Genomic DNA, 15,917 nt, shown 5'->3' with positions numbered 1-15,917 from the left:
GAGGGGGGGGGGGGGGGGGGGGGGGGGGGGGGGAAAGGGAGGGGGGGGGGTTGGGGGTTGGCGTCCCTCCCCTCCCAAAAAACCCCCCCGCCCCACCGGGCGTCATGCCGCTCAGAAGTTGAACTTGTCGATGTTCCCGCGGTCGAAGACGGTCGGCTTGCCGAGGACGACCTCGCCGTCCTTGCCGACCGTGTACTCACCGAGCCTGCCCGCCTTGAGCTTCTCCCCCTCCGTGCCGTTGATCTGCCCCGACGCCAGCGCGGCGGCTGCGTACGAACCGAGGAGGCCCAGCTCCTCCGGGTTCCACAGCGAGAACTGCTCGACGGTGCCGTCCTTGACGTACTTGCGCATCTGGTTCGGCGTGCCCAGTCCGTTCAGCACGACCTTGCCCTTGTACGAGGAGTCGCTCAGGTAGCGGGCGGCGGCGGCGATGCCGACGGTGGTGGGCGAGATGATGCCCTTGAGGTCCGGGTACGCCTGCATCAGGCCCTGCGTCTGCTGGAACGACTTCTGGTCCGCGTCGTCCCCGTACGCCACCTTCACCAGCTTCATGTTCTTGTACCTGGGCAGCTTCAACTCGTCCTGCATGAAGCCGATCCAGGTGTTCTGGTTCGTGGCGTTCTGGGTGGCCGAGAGGATCGCGATCCTGCCCCGGTAGCCGATCTGCTCACCGAGGTGCTGGACCAGGCTGCGGCCGATCTCCTCGGAGCTCGCCTGGTTGATGAAGAGCTGACGGCAGTCCTTCGCGGTGTCGGAGTCGTACGCGACGACCTTGATGTTCTTCTTCATGGCCTGCTTCAGCGGGCCGCACACCGCGTTGGGGTCGTTGGCCGCCACCAGGATCGCGTCCTGGCGCTGCTGGATCAGCGTGTTGATGTAGCTGACCTGCGAGGAGGCCCCGGCGTCGGACGGGCCGACCTCCTTGCCCGTACCGCCGAACTCCCGGGCGGCCGCGATGCCCGCGTCGTCCACGATCTTCTCGTACGGGTTGTTGATCTGCTTGGGCAGGAAGGCGAGCTTCAGGCCCTTCTTCAGCGGCGCGTCCGGATCGGCCTTCGCCGTCGTCCCGGCCTTCGCGGAGCCCTGGTCCGTGCTGTCCTTCGTGGTGCCGGAACAGGCGCTCAGGGCGAGAGCGAGCGACACGGCGGTGGCGGCGGTCACGACGGCGCGGCGTCCGGCGGCGGTGCGGAGCATCATGGCGACGGTGTGCCTTTCGACGGGATACGGGAGGGGAGTTCAGGACCGGGCGTTCGCGGCGCGCCGGTGCCGTCGTTCGACGACAGCGGCGATCACCCGGGGGGTGAGGACGGACGCCACGAGCAGCAGGCCGGTCACGATCACCTGCACCTCGTTGGCGATGTCGTTGAGCGTCAGGAGGTTCTTCAGCACCCCGATCAGCAGCACCCCGGCGACCGCGCCGAAGAGGGTGCCCTTTCCGCCGTCGAAGTCGATGCCGCCGAGCAGTACGGAGGCGATGACGAGCATTTCGAAGGCGAGCCCGTTGTCGGCGCGGGCGCTGCCGTACCGCAGGGTGAACAGGACACCGGTGAACGAGGCGAACAGCCCCGTCACGACGAACAGCAGCAGCTTGATCCGCTTGACCCGGATGCCCGCGAAGTACGCCGCCTCCTCCTGGGCACCGATCGCGAACAGCGAACGGCCCAGGCCCGTGGCGTGCAGCACGATCGCGGTGAGCACCGCGAGGACGGCGAACAGCAGGACCGGGTACGTGACGAAGGTGCCGGGCACCGTGGTGGTGTCGACCGCCCAGTCCGCGTACGTCCGCGGGAAGTCGGTCACCGCGTCGCTGCCCAGCACCACCGAGGCCAGCCCGCGGTAGAGGGCCAGGGTGCCGATGGTGACGGCCAGCGACGGCAGCCCCACCCGGGTGACCAGCCAGCCGTTGAGCAGCCCGCCCGCCACGCCCACCAGCAGCACCACCGGCACGATCGTCTCGAAGGCCCAGCCGGCGTTCCACAGCGCACCGGTCAGCGCGCTGCCCAGGCCCAGCATCGAGGCGACCGAGAGATCGACCTGGCCGGCGACGACGAGCAGCGTCATCGGCAGGGCGATGATGGCGACCTCGGCGATGTCGTTGAAGGCGAACGCGAGGTTCTCGCCGGAGCCGAAGCCGTCCGTGGAGCCGAGGCCGATGACGAGGACCGCCACCAGGAGCACGCCTACCGCGGTGTCCCAGCGCAGCGCCAGGCTCCGTACGCGGCCACCGGCGTCCTTGCCCCTCGTCCGGGCGGCGTCCGCCGCCTCCCGCGTCTCAGGCGCCGTTCCCATGCCGGGCGCTCCTCTTCCTCAGTGCGGCGGTCATCCGCAGGTTCACGATCCGGTCGACACTGATGGCCAGCAGCAGCAACGCACCGGTGATGGCGCCCTGCCAGAAGGAGTCGACCTTCAGGACGACCAGGACGCTGCCGATGGTGGTGAGCAGCAGGGCGCCCAGCGCCGCGCCCCAGACCGTTCCCGTACCACCGGTGATGGCGACACCGCCGACGACGACGGCGCTGACGACGGTCAGTTCCCAGCCGTGCGCGTTGTCCGCGACGACCGTGCCGAACCGGGCCAGCCACAGGGCCCCGGCGAGACCGGCGACGGCCCCGGAGAAGGCGTACGCGGCAAGGATCCGGCGGCGGATCGGGACCCCGGCGAGCACGGCGGCCTCGGGGCTCGAACCGATCGCGTACAGCTCCCGGCCCGAGCGGTGGTTGCGCAGGAAGTACGCGGTCGCGGCGAGCAGGACCAGGGCGATCAGCGGCAGATACGGCACGCCGAGGACGCTGCCGCTGCCGAGCCCCAGAATCGGGTCGGGCACCTCGGCGGCGCCGATCTGGTCGCCCTGCGCCCACCAGTAGTCGACGCCCTGGATGATGTAGAGCATGCCCAGCGTCACGACGAGCGCCGGGACCCCGCCGAAGCTGACCAGGGCGCCGGAGACGAGCCCGCAGACCACGCCGACGGCGACGCCGAGCAGCAGCACGGCGAGCACACCGTGGTCCGTCCCGGCGACGAACCTGCCGCAGGCGAAGGCGGAGAGACCGACGACGGAACCGACCGACAGATCGATGTTGCGGGTGATCACGACGGCCGACTGGCCGACCGCGAGCAGCACCAGGATCGAGGCGTTGAGCAGCAGGTCCTTGATGCCCTGGTCGGACAGGAACCGCGGGTTGGCGACGTACGTGCCGAGGACCAGCAGGACGAGCGCCCCGGCGATGGAGATCTCACGGGCCCGGAACACCGCGTCCACGAGCGAGGAGGCACCGCGCGCCGGAGCCCCGGAGCCGATGTCCGGCGGGCCTTCGACGGTGGTGGTCATGCCACCGCCCTTCCGCCCAGTCCGGTCGCCGCGGCCATGACCGTCTCCTCGGTGGCGCTCCGGCGCGGGAGTTCGGCGACGAGCCGGCCCTCGCGCATGACGAGCACCCGGTCGGCCATCCCGATCACCTCGGGCAGATCGGAGGAGATCATCAGCACCGCGAGCCCGTCCGCCGCCAACGAGGAGAGCAGCCGGTGGACTTCGGCCTTGGTGCCGACATCGATGCCACGGGTCGGCTCGTCGACGATGAGTACGGACGGTTCGGTCGCGAGCCACTTGGCGAGCACGACCTTCTGCTGGTTGCCGCCGGACAGCACGCCGACGGCGTCGGCGAGGCGGTTGTACTTGAGCTGGAGGCGCACGGCCCAGTCGGCGGCCCGGTCGTGCTCCAGGGCGCGGCGGACGAGCCCGCGCCTGCGGACGTCGCCGAGGCCGGTGAGGCCGATGTTGCGCTCGATGGACAGCTCCATGACGAGCCCGCGCTGACGGCGGTCCTCCGGTACGAGCGCGAGTCCGGCGGCCATCGCGGCAGTGGGCGATCCGGGGCGCAGCACGGTGCCGCCCACCCGTACCTCCCCGGCGTCCGCGCGGTCGACGCCGAAGACCGCCTGGGCGACCTCGGTCCGTCCGGCGCCGACGAGCCCGGCGAGCGCGACGATCTCCCCGCGCCGGACCTCGAACGACACATCGCGGAAGACGCCCTCGCGGGTCAGCCGGCCGACCGACAGGGCGACTTCGCCGACCGCCGCGTCCTGCTTCGGATAGAGGGCGTCCAGATCGCGGCCGACCATCCGGCGCACCAGATCGTCCCCGGTCAGTCCGGCCAGCGGCTCGCAGGAGATCCGGCGGCCGTCGCGCAGCGTCGTGACCCGCCCGCACAGCTCGAAGATCTCGTCGAGCCGGTGCGAGATGAACAGCACGGCCGCGCCTTCGTCGCGCAGCGTCCGCACCACGGAGAAGAGCCGGGCCGTCTCGCCGCCGGTGAGCGCGGCCGTCGGCTCGTCCATGATCAGGACCCGGGCGTCGAAGGAGAGCGCCTTCGCGATCTCGACGATCTGCTGGTCCGCGATGGAGAGCCCGCGGGCCGGCCGGTCGGGCGCCAGGTCGACACCGAGCCGGCGCATCAGCCCCGCGGTGGTCCCGTGCACGGCGCGGCGGTCGATCCGGCCGAGGCCGCGCCGGGGCTGACGGCCCATGAAGATGTTCTCGGCGATCGACAGGTCGGGGAAGAGGGTCGGTTCCTGGTAGATGACGGCGATCCCGGCGTCGCGGGCGGCGGCGGGCCCGTGGAAGGCGACGGGCTCGCCGTCGAGCAGTATCTGTCCGCTGTCCGGGCGGTGCACGCCGGCGAGCGTCTTGATGAGGGTGGACTTGCCCGCGCCGTTCTCCCCGGCGAGCGCGTGGACCTCGCCGGGGAGGAGGGACAGGGACACGTCGTGCAGGGCGCGTACGTCGCCGAAGGACTTGCTCACGTCCTTCAGCGCCAGGACCGGGGCGACGGGGACCGGGGCCGGGGGCGGGCCCTTGGCGGGCTGGTTCATGGAGGCTCCTCAGCGGTGGCACGCGCGGGTGGAGCGCGGTGTCCACGCACCGTGAAAGGATTCAATGAGGTAGCTCGGAAGCTAGACGGGGATCGCGGGCGCAGTCAATGGTCCGGCGGCGTGCCTGTTGCCTGTCGCCGTTCCGCGCCCGCTCGTCAGAGGCCGGGGTGGGACGCCAGTGTGTGCTCGATGCCGGTCCGGACGAAGGCCCGCGCGAGACGGCCGCGCCTGATGCGCCACGCATCGGACGTGCGGTACGGGCCGGTGCCGTACCGGCGGTGGTGGATGTCGCGGACCACCTCGTCCCCCCAGAGGGCTTCCAGGGAGACGACGCGACCGGCATCGGCGGTGAACCGTTCCAGCAGGTGCCGGGTGGACTGCGCCTCGGAAGCATCCATGAAACCGGCCATGGCACGGACCGGGTCCGGCCGGACAGTGCCCCGGAGGGCCGTGGCGCGCGCATCCTGCTGCTCAACTCCGGCCCCGGTGGCCGGATTTCGTCGCCCGGTGTTCGCCGGTCGTTCGCGTGGCAGAGCTGTAACGGTCGCTTCGGGGAGGCAACCGTCGCGCGCCGCCGCCTGTCTGAGACTGCGCGGTGCCGGTGCTCCACCGACGCACCGCACTGTTCACCCGAACCTTCCGAAACCCGAACGAAGGAGTCCACGTGGCATCCCGTGCCCTAGGAACCACCGTGGTCCTCGCCATCACCGTGGCGACCGCCGTGACCACCTTCCCCACTGCCCAGGCGGCGACGCCCGCCCGCGCCACGACCTCGGTGTCGGCGTCCGCGAACGGGGCGGTGCCCGCACCGACCCCGCGCCGCGACGACTTCAACGGGGACGGCTACCCGGACCTCGCGTTCACTGCGCCGGGTGCCACGGTCGACGGCAAGACCAAGGCCGGATACGTGGGTGTGGTGTACGGCTCCAAGAACGGACTGCAGACCTCCACCAAGCAGGTCTTCACCCAGAACTCGCCCGGAATACCGGACGCCGCCGGGAGCGGCGACGCGTTCGGCAGCTCCATGGTCTCCGCCGACCTCGACAAGGACGGCTACAGCGATCTCGTGGTCGGCGCGGGCAACGAGAAGATCGGCACGTTCAAGCAGGCCGGTTCGCTCACCGTCATCTGGGGCGGTGAGAAGGGGCTCTCCGGCGGCGCGACCCTCCTGACCGGCGATCAGGAGTACGACGGGGTCGGCTCCCAGACCGCCGTGGGCGACTTCGACGGCGACGGCGCCATGGACATCGTCACGCTCGGGCTGGGCAACATCCGCGTCCTGTCCGGCCCGTTCAAGCGCGACGGCAGCGCGGCGGCCCCCGCCCGGAAGATCCCCGACATGGACGATCTGCGCTACATGGACATCGCCGCGGGCGACTTCAACGGCGACGGCCGCGACGACCTGGCCGCCGTCGTCCACGACGGCGACGAGTACGACGCCCGGCGCATCCTCATCCGCAACGGCGGCGCCACCGGCCTCGCCGAGGACTACACCACCGTCAACCGGCCCAACGGCTACCGCCTCCAGGGCGGCGAGACCATCACGGCCGGCCACATCAACGGGGACAAGTACGCCGACCTCGTCGTGGGCCGCACGGTTGAGGGCTACGACAGCGATCTGGACTACCCGCTCGCCCTGGGCGGCATGATCACCTACGTACCGGGCAGCGCCACCGGGCCGCGCGGCGACCGGGCCAAGGTCTTCAACCAGGACAGCGCCGGTGTTCCCGGCGCCGCCGAAGTGCATGACGGATTCGGCGCGTCCCTGTCGATCGGCGACATGAACGGCGACGGCTACGGCGACATCGCCGTCGGCGTCGCCCAGGAGGACATCGGCACGAAGAAGGACGCGGGCTCGGTCCTGGTCCTCCCCGGCACCGCGTCCGGCCCGACCGGGACCGGCACCCTGGGCTTCAACCAGGACACGGCGGACGTTCCCGGCGCGGCCGAGGCCGGCGACCGGTTCGGCGGCGCCGCCAAGCTGGTCGACGCCAACCGCGACGGCCGCAGCGAACTGGCCGTCGGCGCCCCCGGCGAGAACAGCGACGCAGGCTCCCTGTGGGTCTTCCCGGCCACGGCGGCGGGCCTGACGGCCAAGGGCTCGTTCACCTTCGGCCACGGCACGCTGGGCACCGTGGGAACGGCCGCGACGCTGGGATCGTCGTTCAACCGCTGACCGCACGGGAACGGGGGTGGGGCCGGCCCCACCCCCGGAAGTCGGGCAGCGGGTATGCCCCGCCCCGGGACCGCCTCCTACGGTGAGGCCATGAGCCGAACGAGAGGCCCCCGCACCGTGTGGCAGGCCCTGCCGTCGCCCCGCTTTCCGCTGACCTCCTGGCCCTGGCGATCGGCCGGCTACCTGATCAGCGGTGCCCTGGCCGGCGCGGTCGTCCTGGTGGTGACCGTGACCGGTGCGGTCGTGGGTGGTGCGCTCTCCGTCGTACTGATCGGGCTGCCGCTGCTCGCACTCATGGCCCTGACCGGCCTTCCGGTGGCGGCCCTGGAGCGGCGCAGGCTCGGCCTGATGGGCCCCGTCCCGGCCCCGGACCCGCACCGCCGGCCGGCCGAACCGGGGCTGCGGAGCTGGGCGGCCTGCCGGTTCCGGGAACGGGCGACCTGGTGGGAGCTCGGGTACGCGCTGCTGTTCGCCGTGGTCCTGTGGCCGCTCGACGCCCTGGCGGTGGCCGTCTGTACGGCCGTACCGCTGGCGATGCTGAGCACCCCCGTACTGATGGAGGTCTACGGGGACGGCTCGGAGTTCCGCGTGGTGAAGCTGTGGACGGTCACGACCTGGCCCGAAGCCTTCGCGGCGGCGGCCTGCGGACTCGTCCTCCTGCTGCTCGGCAGCTACGCCCTGGGCGCGCTGGCCGGAGCCAGAGCGGAACTGACCCGCCTCCTGCTCACTCCCGGACCGGCCGGGCCGGACGAACGGGTCATGGAACTGGCCCGCTCGCGGGTCCGGCTGGTCGACGCCTTCGAGGCCGAGCGCCGCCGCATCGAACGCGATCTGCATGACGGCGCCCAGCAGCGCATCGTCGCCCTCACCATGATGCTCGGCCTGGCCCGGCTGGACGCCCCGCCGGGCCCCCTCGCCGACCAGCTCACCAGGGCCCACGAGGAGGCGGGCAAGGCGCTCGCGGAACTGCGCGAACTGATCCACGGCATCCACCCCCAGGTCCTGGCCGACTACGGCCTCCAGGCCGCGGTCGCCGACGCCGCCGAACGCTCCGTGATCCCCGTCGGGCTGGACGTCGAACTGCCCGGCAGACTCCCCGAAGCCGTCGAGGCGGCCGCGTACTTCGTGGTCTGCGAGGCGCTGGCCAACGTAGCCAGACACAGCGGCGCGAGCCGCGCCGAGGTCCGTGGAGGCCACCGCGGAGGCCGGCTGTTCCTGGAGATCCACGACGACGGACGGGGCGGTGCGAGCACGTCCGGAGGCGGCAGCGGACTGACCGGCCTGGCCGACCGGGTGTCCGTGCTCGATGGCAGACTTGCGCTGTCCAGCCCGGCCGGGGGCCCGACCCGATTGCGTGTGGAGATTCCTTGCGAGTGGACCGATCGCTCCGCGTAGTCCTGGCCGAGGACAGCGTGCTGCTGCGCGAGGGACTGACCGGTCTGCTCGGCCGCTTCGGCCACGAGGTGGTCGCCGCCGTCGGCGACGCGGAAGCGCTCGGGGCGGCCGTCGCCGAACACGGACCGGACATCGTCGTGACCGACGTCCGGATGCCACCCGGCTTCCAGGACGAGGGCCTGCACGCGGCGGTCCGGCTCCGCGAGAGCCGGCCCGCCCTCCCGGTACTGGTCCTGAGCCAGTACGTGCAACGCGCCTACGCCGCGGACCTCCTGGACTCCGGGGACGGTTCGGGCGTCGGCTATCTGCTCAAGGACCGGGTCGGCCAGATCGAGGAGTTCATCGACGCGCTGCGGGAGGTCGCCGACGGCGGCACGGTCGTCGACCCGGAGGTCGTACGCCAACTCCTGCGCCGCCGCCGCGATCCGCTGGAACGCCTCACCGCCAGGGAGCGCGAGGTGCTCGCCCTGGTGGCCCAGGGCCGGTCGAACGGCGCTGTCGCCCGCGAACTGGTCGTCTCCGAGGCGGCGGTGGGCAAGCACATCGGCAACATCCTCGCCAAACTGGACCTCCCACCGGCCGACGAGACCCACCGCAGGGTCCTCGCGGTCCTGACCTTCCTGCGGTCCTGACCTTCCTGCGCGCCTGACGACCGGCCCGCCGCCCGCTCCGTCGGCATCTGCCTCCAGCCTTACGCCGCCGCTACGCCCCGCTCGCTAGCGTGCCCCGGGCCGAGAAAAGGCCCCCCGGTGCGGAGGGCCTCGTGATCATGAGCGCTGTGCGCCCCCGGCAGGACTCGAACCTGCGGCCAAGCGCTTAGAAGGTGTGCGAGGTTTAGCGATGTGCTGACCTGCGTTTTCGCAGGTCGCGTCTGACCAATCTAGGGAAAGGCGCTTGGCCTGAGATTCTTCGGGAATTGACCGTATCCCGATCCCTCGAAAGTGGACCGCCCCGACCGCCCCAGGATAGGGGCCGCCGGGGCGGCTTGGACGCGGCTCCGTCATCTGGACGGATCGGACCTCGCGCGAGGAGAGCCTGCCGTGTCCGTCTTGGGTGGGGAGTTACCCCCGGATACACCTTGGGTGCGCCGGTGCGCTTCGGCAATGGCATATGCCGTCAGTACATACCGCAGTTTCCATGATCAACCGTTTTACGGTCAACCGTAAAGACAAACGATCAAGCTCCCGGCGAGCGTGGGCAGGTGCACCACCAGCCGATGCCCCCGACCGCGTCCTCGCCAGACGCAGGGCCATCGGCGACCGCATGCGGGCCGCCCGACTCCACGCGAACCTCACCCAAGAGGCGGTCGCACTCAGGGCAGGCATCCGGATCGCGACCTACAGCGAGATCGAGCAGGGCCACCGAGCCGCGCTCATTGACACCCTGATCCTTATTGCTGACGCCATCGGCGTACCGCTCGCCGATCTCGTCCGGGAGTAAACCCCGGCCAGCTGACGGGGTACGGCTGGCCGGGGTGGTCTGTGTCGTCCTGGTCAGTGCTCCCGAAGCCTGGCCGGCGCTCTGGTAGCGCGAGCGCTCTGCCACCAAAGCCCCGAGCAACGGCGGGCCTCAAGCCCGAAGTGCTGCCCGCACCGAGCGCACCATCCCAACCCGCTTTCCGGATCAGTCAGGGACGCAGCAGTACAGCGCGGGCAGCGACTCACAGGACTACCTCTCAGGTCAGCAGGTCGAACTCTCCGGCCTTCACCGCGGCCGCAAGCGACGCCCACCCGTCCGCCGTCATTGTGACGACCTGGTCCGGCCGCTCGCTGTCCCGCACCGCCACGGTACCGGGAACATTGAGGGCGACCTGCGGACAGTTGCCCACCTTCTTGTCGCGGCACATGGTCGCCGAAACGAACTCGAACACAGGCTGAGCACTCATGGTCTAATCCCTTCGTTGGGGGGCGGAGACTGTTTCCCCGCCCGTTGACCCGTCGGTGGCCGGACCGTCCAAAGAGCGGCCACCGACGGGAGTCAATTGGCGGGCCAGGATCTGCCCGGCCGGTCCCATGAGGAGCGGTCGTAGGGGGTGTCGTGGTCGCCCGTATGGTCGGGCTCCATGTCCCCGTAGACGTGCGTGATGATGTCCGTCGATTCGGTTCTCATCGGCGTGCCTCCCGCCATGCGCGGCCGAGCTGGGCCGCAGTGGGGCATGCAGCTCCGGCACGGCAGGTGGCGCAGGTCACGGTGTGACCGATCAAGGCGCGGTACGCGGCATCCGGCGCGGCGGCCGACTTCGCGCGGGCCGTCACCGCTGCCTGCCCTTGCACCGGTCGCATTCACAGGCGGGGTACTTGGATGTTTGAGGCGGATTCTTGAGCGGGACCACTTCGGTCGTTGGGCGGATGATGCGGGTCTGGCCGTGCCAGTCGACCTCGTACACCTTGATCGTCAGTCCCATTCGGACAACCCCCGATCGTTCCAGCAGCGACGGCAGCAGCGGGGGAACCAGTTGGCAGCCGTACCGTGCGCGTCGACTGGACGCGGCCCAAGGTTGCGCGCCGTTCCGCCGGCCAGTGCGACCGCGCACCAGACGCAATGCGCGCCGCGCTGCTGAGCGCCGGACAGAGACACCAGCGGCGGGAGCTCGATCACCGTGGTCATGCGAGTGGCCCCCGGTCGTCGGACAGTGATCTGACCGTACGAGCGGGCACAGCAAACGAGGGGCAGGAATCCTGCCCCTCGCTCAAGGGTTCGAACTACGCGGCTAGTAGCCCGAGTTGGTCAGCCAGTGCTGCGGCTCGCTGCCGCCGTGCTGGGCTCCGGGCCTCGGTCTCCTCCAGCACGATCCGGCGTGCGTAGCCGTTGTACTTGATCGTCTCGGGGGCGGCTTCGTGCGCCTTCTCCAGCGTGGCGAGTGCGGTCTCCGCCTGGCCGTCGAGCTGGTACGCGCGCGCCTCCTCGATCCGGTGCCGAGCCAGCCGAGGCCGGGACGGAATCGCGAGCGCATCCGCCGCAATGACCTGGCGCACTGACTCCCCTCCGGCACGGAGTTCAACGGCGATGGTGACGGCGTGCGCGCCCATGATGGCCCGCGAGAAGCTGGTGACCGGGTGGTAGTAGCCGGGGGTGAGCTTCTTGGAGGTGGCCTTGGCCTTGTCCCACCATCCCAGGGCGTCCCCGGTCGCGCCGCGGCGCGCGGCTGTGTACCCGGCCTCGAACTGAAGGGCTCCAGCGATTGCCATCGTTCGGTCGTCGGCGCAGGGCAGGAACCTCTCCAGATAGCCGAGCGCCTCCAGGGTCATGGCGTCCGCGGCGTCGAAGTGGCTAGGGCCGGTATCGCGGTGCGCCTGCGCGGCCAGCCATGCGGCGACACCGATCGCGTGCGGGTCTTCGGACTCCTGCGCAGCAACCATGCCGCGCTCGGCAACGCGCCAGAGCAGGGCGCTGTCGGGCTGGTATGCCACGAAGAACTGGCTGAGGCTGTACACCTCGGAGAGGACGGCCTGCACTGCGCGTCGGTCAGCCGCCGAATCAGACTGGCGCACGGCAAGTTGGGCGTCACGGATCAGGCCGGGCAGCAGCTCGCCGATGACCTCGCGGTGGTTCGGTGCCTGGTGCCGGGCGTCCCATGCCTTCGCGAGCCGGGCCGCCAGGTGCGCAGCCGACGGCGCCTCGCGGTCCCCGCTCAGAGTCAGCGCGTTCACAGCGTCTCGGACTGCTGGCAGGCGGGAGTGGCCCGGCCCGATGAACAGGTCGACGGGCGCACTCTGGTCGCCGGTCAGGTCAGAGAGGTCCCGGACTCGGAGAAGTTCCGCGATCCGCAGGATTACAGGGAGCTTCGGCATTGCGATCTGTCCCGTCTCGACCTGCTTCACCCACGAGGGCGACATGCCCAACAGGCCGGCCACCACGGGGCGGGACATGCCGCGCTTCGTACGGAGAATCTGCATGCGTTGACCGAATGCCATCGGGTCGGCGTACAGGTCCGGGGTAGCATCGTCTGGCATGGCCTTGCCCCTCTCTGAACAGCTCGTCACTGCCAGAGTATGGGCAAGGCCCTTTTTGTGGGGTGCGTCACCTGATTCCGGACGCACGAAACCGCCCCTCCCGCCGAAGCGGGAGGGGCGTTGTTCATGAGCGGCGGCGGTCGGCCGAACAGAGCGCCGGGCTTGATGGTCTCCGCCCCCTTCCCCGAGAAGGGGACGGAGCGCTGTCCGGTCAACTCGGCTGGGGCTACGACGTAGACCGGACGGCGGCGCCAGCCAACCAGACCACAGGGGCCCGCCCAAACCTCTCGTCGGCCAGATGGGTGTACGGCCTCGAACGAGTCCGCCTCCTCCAGCCAGAGGAAGAGGGCGGACCGCCGCCCGGCCCCAACCGCTGGCGGTTGACGGGTGGAAGGCATGGCGGGCGAGTCGAGTCACTCCATTGTTGCGGTGCGTTGGTGGGGGACCCCTCAGCCCATGCAGTACTTTGCGTAACTAGCAGACACGGAAAGTGACTGTTTGGAGCAGAGGAGTCCTTCATGCGCATTCGATCTGCCTGTGTCATGGTCGCCGTAGCGCTGAGTGCGACCGTACTCGGGGCGGGCACCGCCGACGCGACCGGGCCGCTGAGCGGCACCAAGGTCCGTAACTGGCAGACCGGCTTCGTCCTCGGCGTCGCCGGTAACTCGATGGTCGGCGGCGCCGAGGTCCAGTACCAGGCCGACACCGGCGACCTGGCCCAGAAGTGGGCCATCGACCCGGTCACCAGCAGCACCTTCATGCTGCGTAATCTCAACAGTGACATGTGCGTCACCGCTGTGGGCGGAAGCGGCGAAACCCTCCAGCAGCGTCCGTGTGACCCCCGCTGGGACGAGCAGATCTTCAGCATGGAGGTCTCCAGCAAGGCCAACCGGTACCAGCTCAAGAACCAGGCCAACAACCTGTGCTTGAACCCCAGCAACCTCGGCGCCCCTGTCAACGCCCGAGTTATCGCCTGTCAAACCAACAACAACTACAACACCCACTCGTTCGACGTCCGCTGACCTCTTCAGCAGGGTGATACGTAGCGGCGTGACGAAACCGCCCCTTGACCGGCCGTAGCCGGAACAGGGGGCGTGTTGGTTCATGAGCGGCGGCGGTCGGCTGGCAGCCCGGCGACGGTCGGGGACGGCGAGGGGTCCGGGCTGCTCGGCGTATCCCGGCGACACATCAGCCCGTCCGGATCACCTGGCGGCGGCCGGAGTGAATACCCGTCGGGGCACGTCTGACCGTCGGTGCCGTCTCGCCCATCGGCGCCATCGGCCCCGTCCTTCCCATCCGCACCTGCCGGACCGGGCGGCCCGGTGACCGTCGCTCCCGCCGCCCCCGGCGGACCGGCCGGGCCCGGGATCGGCACCGGGACCTGCGCCCGGTCCGGCAGATTTGCCACAGCACGGCCGGGATCCGGCGCTGCAGGTGTCTCGCCCTTCGCTTTGATCTGCGCGCGCAGCACCCGCACATCACCCGCCAGAGTCGACACCGCCGACCCGCGTCGGTCCGCCTCGGCCGCGAGATCATCCGCACGCCGGTCTGCAGCGCCGATCCTCAGCCACACGAGCAGCACGGCACCAGACAAGACGAGCAGCACCGCGGCGAGCGCGAAAGTGCGCCACTGCCGCACCAGGACATCGGGTCGACGATGCATCACAGCGGGTTCCCTCCCAGCTCGGCGATTCGAGAGTGCAGCCGATCCCGCTCGGCCGTGAGCTCGGTGATCTGCGTCTGCAGCGCAGCCTTGTTGGCCCGTTCACTGGCGAGTTCGGCGTACGCCGCGGCGAGCCGCGCCTCGGTCTCGGCGAGCTTCTGCTGCGCCTTGTCCCGCTCTTCCTGCAGGTTGTCGACGAGCGACCGTGCTCGGCGGCTATTCGCCGGACTGCGACGCGCGGTTCGCGCCCCGCTGTCCGACGATCGCGGCCGCAGCCGCCGCGAGCCCGACGACGATGGTTCCCGGCGCCGAGCGTCGCAGCGTCCACGTGGGATACCTCCGGTCGCACAGATGGGGCGGTCGTGCTACGCGGGGAAGGTGATGTTGGGCGGCGTCGCCGGGTCCGCCGATTCCGGCAGGGTCGAGCCGGTGCCCTTACGGCCGAGCCGCCCGGCGACCCAGCTCTTCGCCGAGCCGAGGACGAGCGCGGCCGGCGCCGCCCACCACAGCGAGATATCGGCGAGCTCGGTCATCAGGATGCCGAGCGCTGCCTGCACGCCGGTCCATCCGGCGCACTCGGCGATGTCGAGCGGCAGTCGGTTACGCATGGCCCGCCGCCAGCTCCGTCAAGCGCAATCGGCGCGTCCTCAACGTCGCCATGGAGCATGCCGTGAAGCGCAAGGTTCTGCGGACGAACCCCCTGCCGAAGGGGAGGGGGACCGCGCCGAAGACATCGTCTGTGGTGGACAAGCGGGCACTCCTGAACCCCGGCCAGGCGGCCCGGCTACTGGGGTGGGTACGCAGCCGTTCCCGCGGTGGTCCCCGCCTGCATGCATTCTTCGCGCTGCTCTACGCCGGTCCGCACCCCGAAGAGGCAGTGGCGATGCGCGTGAGGGATGTTTGGCTGCCCGACCCAGACGCTGCGGATCAGTGGTGCGAGCCGCTGTTCCACACAGCTCAGCCGGAGGTCGGCAAGAACTGGACCGACACCGGGGCCATCCACGAGGAGCGGGGATTGAAGGGGCGAGCCGCGGACGACACCCGCGGCGTCCCTGGGCATCCGTCGCTCCCGAGGATTCTGCGCGAGCACATCAAGGCCGAGGAACTGAAGCCGGGCGACCTGCTGTTCCAGGGGGAGAAGGGTGAGTTGCTCGCAGGGTTCGTCATTCGCCGGGCCTGCGATCCGCTCGTGCGAAGGTCCTCACGCCTGATGAGTTCGCCTCACCTCTGGGCAAGCGGGTGTACGACCTGCGGCACACGCGGCTGACCAAGTGGCTCAACGACGGCATTCCGCTGGCACAGGCCGCGGAGTGGGCGGGGAACAGTGTGCCGGTCCTGCTGGCCATCTACGCCCGCTGCGTGTCCGGTCAGCTCTCCGAACTCAAGAAGCGGATGGAAGCCGGGGAAGACCTCCCCGAGCTGCCCGACGAGGGCTGACGGGGACGCGCGGAGAACTTCTCCGCGCATTCTCCGTGGCCACCCGTGGAAACCCGGTGACAGCCGGACAGTGCCGGACCGCCCTCACAGCCACCCGAGGCCGGTCCGGCGCTTACGCGCCCTCTACGAGCCACCCTCTAGTGTGCGTCTGATCAGCGAAAGGCCCCCGGTGCGGAGGGCCTCGTGATCATGAGCGCTGTGCGCCCCCGGCAGGACTCGAACCTGCGGCCAAGCGCTTAGAAGGCGCCTGCTCTATCCACTGAGCTACGGGGGCCGGGTGGTGGCCTCGGCGGCCTGAAGCCCTGGGGCCGGGCCGGTCGGTGACCTGCCGGGACAAGGATAGGGCTCCGATCGCCTCGTCCTGGTTGCTTCACCTGCGTGGCACGATGTGGAGGTTCGGTGAAGCGAACCGATAATCGCAGGT

The 15,917-nt window shown here is 70.3% G+C and carries 17 protein-coding genes and 1 tRNA gene; 7 read left to right on the top strand and 11 right to left on the bottom strand.

Annotated features, from left to right (window positions below; genetic code table 11):
• Positions 1 to 111: 111 nt before the first annotated feature.
• From rhaS to ACFVX4_RS03620, 5 genes are all read right to left on the bottom strand, one after another.
• Positions 112 to 1,197 carry a rhamnose ABC transporter substrate-binding protein gene (rhaS, locus tag ACFVX4_RS03640; RefSeq protein ID WP_389971520.1) on the bottom strand — a complete coding sequence of 362 codons (1,086 nt, stop codon included), beginning with the start codon at positions 1,195 to 1,197 and terminating at the stop codon, positions 112 to 114.
• A 39-nt stretch (positions 1,198 to 1,236) separates the two neighbouring features.
• Complete coding sequence (locus tag ACFVX4_RS03635) at positions 1,237 to 2,289, bottom strand: ABC transporter permease (protein WP_389971518.1); 1,053 nt, start codon at positions 2,287 to 2,289, stop codon at positions 1,237 to 1,239.
• Entirely contained in the window at positions 2,273 to 3,328 is a 1,056-nt protein-coding gene (locus ACFVX4_RS03630; RefSeq protein ID WP_389971516.1) for an ABC transporter permease, read from the bottom strand. Before ACFVX4_RS03630 ends, ACFVX4_RS03635 begins: the two co-directional genes overlap by 17 nt.
• Positions 3,325 to 4,869 carry a sugar ABC transporter ATP-binding protein gene (locus ACFVX4_RS03625; protein WP_389971513.1) on the bottom strand — a complete coding sequence of 515 codons (1,545 nt, stop codon included), beginning with the start codon at positions 4,867 to 4,869 and terminating at the stop codon, positions 3,325 to 3,327. Before ACFVX4_RS03625 ends, ACFVX4_RS03630 begins: the two co-directional genes overlap by 4 nt.
• 155 nt (positions 4,870 to 5,024) lie before the next feature.
• Entirely contained in the window at positions 5,025 to 5,267 is a 243-nt protein-coding gene (locus ACFVX4_RS03620) for a hypothetical protein (protein ID WP_389971511.1), read from the bottom strand.
• A 266-nt stretch (positions 5,268 to 5,533) separates the two neighbouring features.
• Here ACFVX4_RS03620 and ACFVX4_RS03615 point away from each other — a divergent pair, with 266 nt between their 5' ends.
• The 4 genes from ACFVX4_RS03615 (at position 5,534) to ACFVX4_RS03600 (ending at position 9,880) form a co-directional block, all read left to right on the top strand.
• A complete protein-coding gene (locus tag ACFVX4_RS03615; protein ID WP_389971509.1) occupies positions 5,534 to 7,045 on the top strand; it encodes an FG-GAP and VCBS repeat-containing protein in 1,512 nt (503 codons plus the stop codon).
• Positions 7,046 to 7,135: 90 nt separating this feature from the next.
• Positions 7,136 to 8,440: a sensor histidine kinase gene (locus tag ACFVX4_RS03610; RefSeq protein ID WP_389971507.1), complete on the top strand. Its 1,305-nt coding sequence runs from the start codon at positions 7,136 to 7,138 to the stop codon at positions 8,438 to 8,440.
• Complete coding sequence (locus tag ACFVX4_RS03605) at positions 8,413 to 9,072, top strand: response regulator (RefSeq protein WP_389971505.1); 660 nt, start codon at positions 8,413 to 8,415, stop codon at positions 9,070 to 9,072. The genes ACFVX4_RS03610 and ACFVX4_RS03605 overlap by 28 nt, the downstream gene beginning before the upstream one ends.
• Positions 9,073 to 9,703: 631 nt before the next feature.
• On the top strand, positions 9,704 to 9,880 hold the full coding sequence (locus tag ACFVX4_RS03600) for a helix-turn-helix domain-containing protein (RefSeq protein ID WP_389971503.1): 177 nt from the start codon (positions 9,704 to 9,706) through the stop codon (positions 9,878 to 9,880).
• Positions 9,881 to 10,115: 235 nt separating this feature from the next.
• Here the strand turns inward: ACFVX4_RS03600 and ACFVX4_RS03595 are convergent, their stop codons facing one another.
• From ACFVX4_RS03595 to ACFVX4_RS03585, 3 genes are all read right to left on the bottom strand, one after another.
• Complete coding sequence (locus ACFVX4_RS03595; RefSeq protein ID WP_389971501.1) at positions 10,116 to 10,325, bottom strand: DUF397 domain-containing protein; 210 nt, start codon at positions 10,323 to 10,325, stop codon at positions 10,116 to 10,118.
• A gap of 92 nt (positions 10,326 to 10,417) precedes the next feature.
• Positions 10,418 to 10,549 (bottom strand): hypothetical protein, encoded by a 132-nt coding sequence (locus ACFVX4_RS03590; RefSeq protein ID WP_389971499.1) that lies wholly within the window; start codon positions 10,547 to 10,549, stop codon positions 10,418 to 10,420.
• 593 nt (positions 10,550 to 11,142) lie between these two features.
• A complete protein-coding gene (locus ACFVX4_RS03585; protein WP_389971497.1) occupies positions 11,143 to 12,393 on the bottom strand; it encodes a helix-turn-helix domain-containing protein in 1,251 nt (416 codons plus the stop codon).
• 518 nt (positions 12,394 to 12,911) lie between these two features.
• On the opposite strand from ACFVX4_RS03585, the gene ACFVX4_RS03580 reads away from it, so the two are divergent.
• A complete protein-coding gene (locus tag ACFVX4_RS03580; protein ID WP_389971495.1) occupies positions 12,912 to 13,415 on the top strand; it encodes an RICIN domain-containing protein in 504 nt (167 codons plus the stop codon).
• Positions 13,416 to 13,495: 80 nt separating this feature from the next.
• Here the strand turns inward: ACFVX4_RS03580 and ACFVX4_RS03575 are convergent, their stop codons facing one another.
• Positions 13,496 to 14,056, bottom strand: a complete 561-nt coding sequence (locus ACFVX4_RS03575) for a collagen-like protein (protein ID WP_389971493.1) — start codon at positions 14,054 to 14,056, stop codon at positions 13,496 to 13,498.
• 365 nt (positions 14,057 to 14,421) lie between these two features.
• Positions 14,422 to 14,664 (bottom strand): hypothetical protein, encoded by a 243-nt coding sequence (locus tag ACFVX4_RS03570; protein WP_389971491.1) that lies wholly within the window; start codon positions 14,662 to 14,664, stop codon positions 14,422 to 14,424.
• A gap of 62 nt (positions 14,665 to 14,726) precedes the next feature.
• On the opposite strand from ACFVX4_RS03570, the gene ACFVX4_RS03565 reads away from it, so the two are divergent.
• A complete protein-coding gene (locus ACFVX4_RS03565; protein WP_389971489.1) occupies positions 14,727 to 15,323 on the top strand; it encodes a hypothetical protein in 597 nt (198 codons plus the stop codon).
• A complete protein-coding gene (locus tag ACFVX4_RS03560; RefSeq protein WP_389971487.1) occupies positions 15,296 to 15,493 on the top strand; it encodes a hypothetical protein in 198 nt (65 codons plus the stop codon). Before ACFVX4_RS03565 ends, ACFVX4_RS03560 begins: the two co-directional genes overlap by 28 nt.
• 201 nt (positions 15,494 to 15,694) lie before the next feature.
• On the opposite strand, the gene ACFVX4_RS03555 is transcribed toward ACFVX4_RS03560, so the two are convergent.
• Positions 15,695 to 15,767, bottom strand: a tRNA-Arg gene (locus tag ACFVX4_RS03555).
• Positions 15,768 to 15,917: the final 150 nt, after the last annotated feature.

The organism is Streptomyces sp. NPDC058240, assembly GCF_042882135.1.
Classification (GTDB): Bacteria; Actinomycetota; Actinomycetes; order Streptomycetales; family Streptomycetaceae; genus Streptomyces.
Note: the sequence above shows the minus strand (reverse complement) of the source record. Positions and strands in the feature narration are given on the sequence as shown.